The organism is Salinisphaera hydrothermalis C41B8, assembly GCF_000732535.1.
Lineage (GTDB): Bacteria > Pseudomonadota > Gammaproteobacteria > Nevskiales > Salinisphaeraceae > Salinisphaera > Salinisphaera hydrothermalis.
The window spans coordinates 1-6612 of the sequence record NZ_APNK01000067.1; the positions used below are offsets into that span (position 1 = coordinate 1).

A 6612-nucleotide genomic window follows, 5' to 3' on the forward strand; every position below is an offset into this window, starting at 1 on the left:
GATGTGCAGGGCGTGGTGCACGAGCAGGACGGCGCTCGGTGCGCTGGCGGTGCCTTGATGGCCAACGAACTGGCGCGGGTCGGCCAGGCCGACGTGGTCGGAGCCGATGTCGACGGCGAGCCGGCCGTTGTCGATGCGATAGGCCTGGGCGTCGGCGTGCGAGCCGCCGTCGAGGGGGAAGTGGGCGTCGAGGAATTCAGCCGCATGGGCGACGACCTTGGCGCCCCGCTTGGGGTTGTAGCTTTTGCCTTTTTCGGCGCCGTCGGTCTCGGGGATGATGTCGGCGCCGTAGAGGGCGTCGTAGAGGCTGCCCCAACGGGCGTTGGCGGCGTTCAAGGCGAACCGGGCGTTGGTGATGGGCACGACGAGCTGCGGGCCGGGCACGGTGGCGATTTCGGGGTCGACGTGGTCGGTCGAGACCGAGAAGTCGTCGACGTCGGGCACGATGTATTCGAGTTCGGTCAGCAGTTGACGGTATGCGTCGCGGTCGAAGGCGTCGCCGCGATGTTCGCGATGCCATTTGTCCAGGGTTTCTTGGAGGTCGACACGGTGCTTGAGCAGGGCCGCGTTCTTGGGCCCGAATTCTTCGACCAGGGCCGCCAGTTCGGCCCAGAACATTTCCGAGTCGATGCCGGTCCCCGGCAGGGCGGTCTCGATTAGGTCGTATAGCGGCTTGCCAATCTGCAGGCCGGCGCGTTCGATTCGCTGGGTCATAAAAATTCCGGCTGAAAAATGAAGACGGCGCGCCTCATGCCTTACGCCAAGGCGGGCCCATTTCGTTATCCCGAGGCTTTCCTCGCGCCGTCCATCGACACGGAACGATTCAAAGCCTGTGCCTGTACTGGACCATAGCGCGCTCGCACTCGGATACTCAACGAAAGTTGAATCGTATCCAATTTGGAGCCGATCTAGTGTCCACTTACAAGCTCACGGAATATCACTCATGCCCGAGCGCACTTACGCCACCCCAGCGGATGGCCTGCCGGAACAGACACAACGCACGACGGATCGCGCTGTCTTCAAGACCGCCTACGCCGTAATCCCACGCGGGGTGATGCGCAGCATCGTGACCAGCCGACTACCGCACTGGCACCACACCCGTGCCTGGATTCTGGCCCGTCCCCTATCCGGATTTGCCGAGACCTTTGCCCAGTACATCGTCGAGGTGGCGCCCGGCGGCGGCAGCCAGACGCCCGAACCGGAACCGGATGCCGAAGGCGTGGTCTTTGTCCTGGCCGGCCGGCCCCGCATCACGCTCGACGGCGTGGCACACACCTTGCGCCCGGGTAGCTATGTCTTCATCGGGCCGAAAACCAGCTGGACGCTGGAGAATGACGGCGACGTCGCCGCCTGCTTCCAGTGGATCCGCAAGCGCTATGAATACGTCGCGGGTATCGAGGCCCCGGCGAGTTTCGTCAGCCACGACGACGATGTCGAACCCACCGCGATGCCCGATTGCAACAACGTGTGGGCGACCACGCGCTTCGTCGACCCCGACGATCTGTCGCACGACATGCACGTCACGATCGTGACCTTTCAACCCGGCGGCGTGATCCCGTTTTCCGAAACGCATGTCATGGAGCACGGGCTGTATGTGCTTGAAGGCAAGGCGGTCTATCAACTCAACGAGGACTGGGTCGAGGTCGAGGCCGGTGATTTCATGTGGCTACGTGCCTTCTGCCCACAGGCCTGCTACGCCGCCGGACCCGGCCCTTTCCGCTATCTGCTGTACAAGGATGTCAATCGACATCCGTCGTTATCGCTGAGCCCATTGGAGCGCAACCGCCATGCGTGACCAGGCATCGATCGATATTGCGGCAGCGATGGCAGCCGACGGCGGGCCGAACACTACTGTCGACCAGACCATACGGCGTGACATTGCCGATGCCATCTTCGACCAGCGCATGCCGCCCGGCACCAAACTGTCCGAGGCGCGCCTGGGCGAACTTTACGACGTAAGCCGTACGGTCGTACGCAAGGCCTTGTTCCGGTTGGCGAGCGATAAACTGGTCGATATTCGCCCGAATCGCGGCGCTATCGTCTCGCAGCCGACGGTGGAGGAAGCACGCGAAGTGTTCGAGGCTCGCCGGCTGATCGAGGCCGCCATGCTGGAACACAGCGTGCCCGCGATGACGCCGGCCGATCACAAGCGCCTGCGCGATCTGGTGGCCGCGGATGTGGCGGCACACGACAGCCGCGATCGCCAGCGCATGATCCGCGCCTCCGGCGATTTCCATCGGGGCCTGGCCGCCCTCTCCGGCAACACCGTCCTGTGCGGCTTTCTCGACCAGCTCATTGGCCGCACCACGCTGATCATTGCCATGTATCAGACGCACGCCTCGGCCGCCTGTTCGCATCATGCGCACGACGAGTTGATCGAGGTGATCGAGCGCGGGGATGTCGCGGCCGCCCAGCGCGCGATGCATCAGCATCTGCACGACTGCGAAGACCAGCTCGAACTGGCCGATTCACCGACCGAAAACGAACTCGCCAAAATGCTCGGCGCGCGTGGCCATCGCAAGCCCATCGATACGCCCTGATCGCCTGACCTTCTCATCCATCCTCGGGGTTCCCAATGAGTCAGACCGAAGATTTCGACACCGACTACCCACGCGACATGATCGGCTACGGCGCCACTCCCCCGCAGGCCCAGTGGCCCGGCGGCGCGCGCATTGCGGTGCAGTTCGTCATCAACTACGAAGAAGGCTCTGAAAACAACATTCTGCACGGCGACGCGGCATCGGAAAGCTTTCTGTCCGAAATGGTCGGCACGGACGCCCGTGAAGGCGTTCGTCACATGAGCATGGAGTGGCTCTACGAATATGGCAGCCGTGCCGGCTTCTGGCGTCTGCTGCGGCTGTTCAAGGAACGCGACCTGACCGCCACCGTGTTCGCGGTCGGCATGGCAATCGAGCGCAACCCGGAAGCGGCCCGCGCCATGGTCGACGCCGGATTTGAAATCGCATCGCACGGCTGGCGCTGGATCGATTATCAGTATGTCGACGAAGACACCGAGCGCGACCACATCGTCCGCGCGGTCGAGGCCATCGAACGCGCGACGGGTCAACGGCCGGTCGGCTGGTACACCGGCCGCTGTGGCCCGAACACGCGGCGTCTGGTCGCCGAACACGGCGGTTTTCTATACGACGCCGATTCTTACGCCGACGATCTGCCTTATTGGGAATCGGTCGCCGGCGAACCGCAGCTGATCGTGCCCTACACGCTGGATACCAACGACATGCGCTTTGTCGCGCCGCAAGGCTTTAATTCCGGCGATCAGTTCTTTGCCTATCTGCGCGATGCCTTTGACGTGCTGTATGCCGAAGGCGCCACGCAGCCGAAGATGCTGTCCGTCGGTCTGCACTGCCGCGTGGCGGGCCGCCCGGGCCGGGCCGCCGCAGTCGCGCGTTTTCTCGATTACGTGAAACAGCACGAAGACGCCTGGGTTTGTCGTCGCGAAGACATCGCACGCCACTGGCGAGCGACGCATCCGCCCAGCGCCTGAGCCCGATGATCAACCCGGCATGACGATCGTTTCATGCCGGGCAATAAAACAAAAAAACGGCCCAACCTTTCGGAGAAGATCTCAATGGCATCACACCCGCCTGATGACACCGCAGCGTTACAGCTGCGTGCTGTACCCCTTTCGCCCGAGGCATTTGCGCCCTTTGGGGACGTGATCGACTCGCGCGGCCCATGCCATGCAATCAACCAGGGCAAAGGATGGCGTTACCCGGATCTGGCCCACGTGGATGTGGCATCCGAGGACGGTCGCACGGCCGTCAGTCTCGTGGCCTGTGTACCGGAAACCACGCCGGTGCCGCTACGGCTCATGGAGCGTCATCCGCTCGGCAGCCAAATCTTCATGCCGATCAACGGGCAGCGCTATCTCGTCGTGGTCGCGCCGGCCGGCGAACCGCCGCGACCGGACGCGCTGCGCGCCTTCGTGGCGAATGGCGATCAGGGCATCAATTATCACCGCGGCGTATGGCACCACCCCATGATCGCGCTGGACGAAGCGTGCCAGTTCTTTGAAGTGCATCGGGCCGGCCCCGGCAATAACTGCGACGAGTTCGCGCTGGAAACCCCGATCGCGGTCTGTTTGCCGGAAGACCAGCCGGAGAGTCGGCCATGAGTTCACCCGCTTTTCCGCACCCACGCCTTTACAACAACGATATCGCGCCGGTCCAGCGCGAGGGCCGGCATTGGAACGCGTACAACGTGTTCACCATGTGGGCAAACGATGTACACAGTCTGGGTAATTACACCTTCGCCATCGGCCTGTTCGCACTGGGCCTGGGGGCTTGGCAGATTCTGCTGACCTTCGCCATCGGCGCGGCGATTCTGTTTGCCCTACTCACGCTGTCCGGCTTCCTGGGCGAACAGACCGGCCTGCCGTTTCCGGTCGTCAGCCGGATCGCCTTCGGTATCCGCGGCGGACGCGTTTCGGCGATCTGTCGCGGCGGTATTGCCATCGTCTGGTTCGGCATCCAGACCTATCTGGCCGCGAACGTGCTCAACGCGCTGCTGGTCAGCTTCATCCCGTCATTGGGCGGTCTCGAGCAGGTCACGTTTCTGGGCCTGTCCGCACTCGGCTGGGCCTCATTCGTTGCCCTCTGGGCAGTTCAGATCGTTATCGTAAGCTACGGCATGACCATGGTGCGGCACTACATCGCCTTCGCCGGGCCGATCATTCTGGTCACCATGCTCGCCATCGCCGGCTGGGTGCTGATTCGCGCCCATTTCACGATCGCCTGGTCGATCAATCAGCCGCTCACCGGCATCCCGATGTGGGAGATGATCTTTGCCGGGGCCTGCTTGTGGGTGGTGATCTACGGCACGTTCGCGCTCAACGTGTGCGACTTCACACGCTGCGTCGGCACCAAGCGTGCCGTGGTGCTGGGTAATTTGTCCGGCATTCTGTTGAACATGATGCTGTTCGCGCTGATCGTGATCGTTCTGGCCGGCGCGCAGTTCCAGATCAACGGTGCGATCATCAAAAGTCCGGCCGATATCGTGCGCACGATCGACAGCCCCATCTGGCGGATCGCCGCGTCGCTCTCGCTGATCGTGTTGACCATCGCCGTGAATCTGGTGGCCAACTTCGTCGCCCCGAACTACATGCTGTGCGACCTGTTCCCGCGCTGGCTTACCTTCCGCCGCGCCGGGCTCGTGACTGCGATTATCGGTCTCGTCATCCTGCCGTGGAATCTCTACAACAGCCCGCTGGTCATCAACTACTTTCTCGGCGGCCTCGGCGCGATCCTCGGCCCGTTCTTCGGCCTGATCATGGTCGACTACTGGGTCATCCGGCGTCAGCGGATCAACATTCCCGACCTCTACAGCGAGTCCCCCGACGGCACCTACTATTACCGCGACGGTTTCAACCCTCGCGCCTTCTACGCCCTGGTGCCCGCGGCGGTAATCTCCATCGCCGTGGCGCTGATTCCGGTGTTTCATGCGGTCTCGGATTTCTCCTGGATCGTCGGCGCTGTCATAGCCGCGGTGCTGCACCTGATACTGGCGCCACAGCGTCAAACGTATGAACACGTCGAGGGCGAGGCCATCGCCCGCCCCTCGCAATAAACCCCTTTAATGAGCTTTAGCATGCGCATTCTCGTTGCCAACGTGAACACGACGACCTCAATGACCGACGCCATCGCGCAGCAGGCGCGAGCCGTGGCGAACCCCGGCACCGAGATCATTCCCATCACCCCGGCCTTCGGCGCCGAATCCATCGAAGGCAACTACGAAAGCTATGTGGCCGCCGTGGCCGTCATGGAAACCATCCGGGCCTACGACGGCGAATTCGATGCCATCATCCAGGCCGGTTACGGCGAACACGGCCGCGAGGGGCTGCAGGAGCTTTTCGATGTGCCGGTGGTCGACATCACGGAGGCCGCAGCGGCCACGGCCTTGTTCGTGGGCCATCGCTACTCGGTGGTCACCACGCTCGACCGTGCCGTACCCATGATCGAAGACCGGCTCAAACTGGCCGGACTGAGCGATCGGCTGGCGTCCGTGCATGCCAGCGGCCTGGCCGTGCTCGAACTCGAGCGCGATCCCGAAGCCGCCATCCAAGCCATTGTGACCAAGGCCTTGCACGCCGTCGAAGTCGATCGCGCGGAAGCGATCTGTCTCGGCTGCGGCGGCATGGCCGGGCTCACAAGCCGAGTCGTGGCACAAACCGGCGTGCCGGTCATCGACGGCGTATCGGCGGCGGTCAAGCTTGCCGAAGGCCTGGTCGCTCAAAACCTGTCGACGTCCAAGGCCCGCATGTTCAGCCAGCCGCGCGAAAAGCGCTTCGTTAATTGGCCACCCGCGCTCTGAGCAAGCGCTCGGTATCAAAGCGCTGCACGTCGAGTGACTCAAAAATCACTCGACGTGCCCGACGACCGCAGCTCATCAGTAGCAAATGACGCCTGTGGTCATCGCCTTAGAGCCTATTTCAATAGGATGGCGGGGTCTGCGCTAGTCTGAGCGTGGGCCCGGCTAGGCGCGGCCGACGCCGCGTGGTCATTCCACATCAGGAGGCCGCAACACCGCCGGGTGGTAAGCATCCGGCCGCTACCGCTACCGCTTGACGCGACCGGCGCCGGTCAGGCCGATGGG

6 protein-coding genes and 1 pseudogene are annotated in these 6612 nt (G+C 63.2%); 6 read left to right on the top strand and 1 reads right to left on the bottom strand.

The genetic code is table 11. The features are described from left to right. Positions 1-714 (bottom strand): annotated as a pseudogene (locus tag C41B8_RS18915) (malate synthase G); the annotation flags it as partial. A 229-nt stretch (positions 715-943) separates the two neighbouring features. Here C41B8_RS18915 and C41B8_RS18920 point away from each other — a divergent pair. The 6 genes from C41B8_RS18920 to C41B8_RS18945 all read left to right on the top strand — a co-directional run bounded on the left by C41B8_RS18920 (position 944) and on the right by C41B8_RS18945 (position 6330). Continuing rightward, the gene (locus C41B8_RS18920) at positions 944-1795 is read left to right on the top strand and encodes a bifunctional allantoicase/(S)-ureidoglycine aminohydrolase (protein ID WP_037341880.1); all 852 of its coding nucleotides are present in this window, start codon (positions 944-946) and stop codon (positions 1793-1795) included. Next, entirely contained in the window at positions 1788-2540 is a 753-nt protein-coding gene (locus tag C41B8_RS18925) for a GntR family transcriptional regulator (RefSeq protein ID WP_051883788.1), read from the top strand. Before C41B8_RS18920 ends, C41B8_RS18925 begins: the two co-directional genes overlap by 8 nt. A gap of 35 nt (positions 2541-2575) precedes the next feature. Beyond that, a complete protein-coding gene (puuE, locus tag C41B8_RS18930) occupies positions 2576-3505 on the top strand; it encodes an allantoinase PuuE (RefSeq protein WP_037341883.1) in 930 nt (309 codons plus the stop codon). A gap of 171 nt (positions 3506-3676) precedes the next feature. After that, positions 3677-4135, top strand: coding sequence for an ureidoglycolate lyase (locus tag C41B8_RS18935; RefSeq protein WP_232226125.1), 459 nt, complete (start codon positions 3677-3679; stop codon positions 4133-4135). Further along, positions 4132-5586 (top strand): NCS1 family nucleobase:cation symporter-1, encoded by a 1455-nt coding sequence (locus tag C41B8_RS18940; RefSeq protein WP_051883789.1) that lies wholly within the window; start codon positions 4132-4134, stop codon positions 5584-5586. The genes C41B8_RS18935 and C41B8_RS18940 overlap by 4 nt, the downstream gene beginning before the upstream one ends. A 21-nt stretch (positions 5587-5607) precedes the next feature. Beyond that, positions 5608-6330, top strand: a complete 723-nt coding sequence (locus tag C41B8_RS18945) for an aspartate/glutamate racemase family protein (RefSeq protein WP_037341889.1) — start codon at positions 5608-5610, stop codon at positions 6328-6330. Positions 6331-6612: the final 282 nt, after the last annotated feature.